The 1603-nt window shown below is 61.7% G+C and carries 1 protein-coding gene; it reads left to right on the top strand.

The annotated features are described in order from the left end of the window. On the top strand, positions 1 to 1603 hold a 1603-nt coding region (locus HB631_RS26730), incomplete at both ends, for a hypothetical protein (protein WP_213994203.1).

Below are 1603 nucleotides of genomic sequence, written 5' to 3'. Positions count from 1 at the left end.
CGCAGGGCGACGCATTTTGGCTGCTCAAGTCGCAGGGCCACTGGCACGGCGGCCTCCACCTCTTTGACAGCGCCGCCCCCGATGCGGTTTACCGGCCTGACGGCCCGGCGGGACATGGCCTGAAAAGCATGACCGACGGCCATATCGTGGCCTACCGGCTTAATGACGATTACCGCACCGCCGCTTACGGCAAAAAATCCCTGACATTCAGCACGACGTTTATTCTGGTGAAAGCCACCTGCACGCCTGATAAGGCCAAACCGGCGCACGGGCTGGATTTTTACACCCTGTGGATGCAGCTGGCGCCGCTGTCGGTGTATGGCGCGAGCGACAGCGTCACCGCCGAGGTGACCGCCACGGCGCTTAAAGTCCGCCGGGACAATCCCGCGCACGGCTGGGTGCGTCAGGGTCTGCCCGGCGGTGACAAAATGCGGGCGCAAACTCACTATGATGTCCATTACCGCTATCCCGCCCCAAAGGATACCGCCACGCAATTGCCTCGTCACAGCACGGTGGAAATCCTGGAAGAAGCGACCTTTCTGCTGGAGGGCAAAGCCTTGCCGTTTGTGTTCGTACGGGTCATTACCGTGCCCGACGGGGTTGCCTGCGGGCTGGCGGCGGGGGAAAGCGGCTGGATATCGGGGCAAGAAAAGCACCTTAAACGCCGGGGCGGCACGGGCGCGCTTCCCCGCTGGATGAAAACCGCCCGTAAAAAAGGCGTGTTTAACAAGGTGGTCACCCTGGCCGGCGACCACCTGTTGCCGGTGGGCGCCGGCGAGATTATCGGTCACCTCGGCTATCTGGAGTCACCCTTCAGCGACCCGCACCATTTCTGCCACCTGGAGGTGTTCAGCCAGGACCGCCGGCTGCCGGATTTTGTGGCCAACCGGGCCGGAGTCACCGCCGGGGAACCGCTTATTCATTCCACCCGGGGCAAGACACGCTATTTACACCATGAGCGTGAAAATACCTTTGTGGTGTCCGCCATCGGCGACGACCTCGTACTCACCGAGGAAGAACGCTTTACCCCGCGAAGCAAAACCCGCTTGCAGAAGTCCGGGGACCAAGCGTGGTATGACATTCCGGCGGAGAAAGCCTGGCTGGCCGCCGGTGACGTGACCGTGGTCAACCAGTATGACCTGGAAAAGCGCGGTTTTATCCTGCTGGAGCAGGACGAGCCGCCGCAGACCCTGCAACAAACGCCCCGGGAGGGCTGGCTGCGGCAGGGATTTCAGCGGCTCGCCGCGCTGGCGCAACAGAACACCCGCGATATGTATTCGTTAAGCTATATCGAAGGCTACCAGCGGCTGCTTAAGGAGATGGAGGCCGGCGGCGACGCAAAGGGATTGGGTGACAGCCTGTGGCAGTTCCTGCACAACCGGCAATCGCATATCCGCAACCAGGTGCAGCGTTTTATTGTCAAGCACCACAGCGAATGGCTGCATGACGGAACGTCGGCGCTGTGGCAGATGGCGCTGGACGAGCAGGCCAAACATCAGCCGGTCCTGGCGCGCTACAATCGGGAATTCGTTGATGCGCTGGTGTGGATGAAGGAAGTGCCGGAAATCCGCAGCGGCGAGGCGCTGTGGCATTTGCATCCGGT

The sequence above is a fragment of the Sodalis sp. dw_96 genome, assembly GCF_018449575.1.
GTDB lineage: Bacteria > Pseudomonadota > Gammaproteobacteria > Enterobacterales > Enterobacteriaceae > Acerihabitans.
This window is presented reverse-complemented; position numbering and strand designations above follow the sequence as displayed.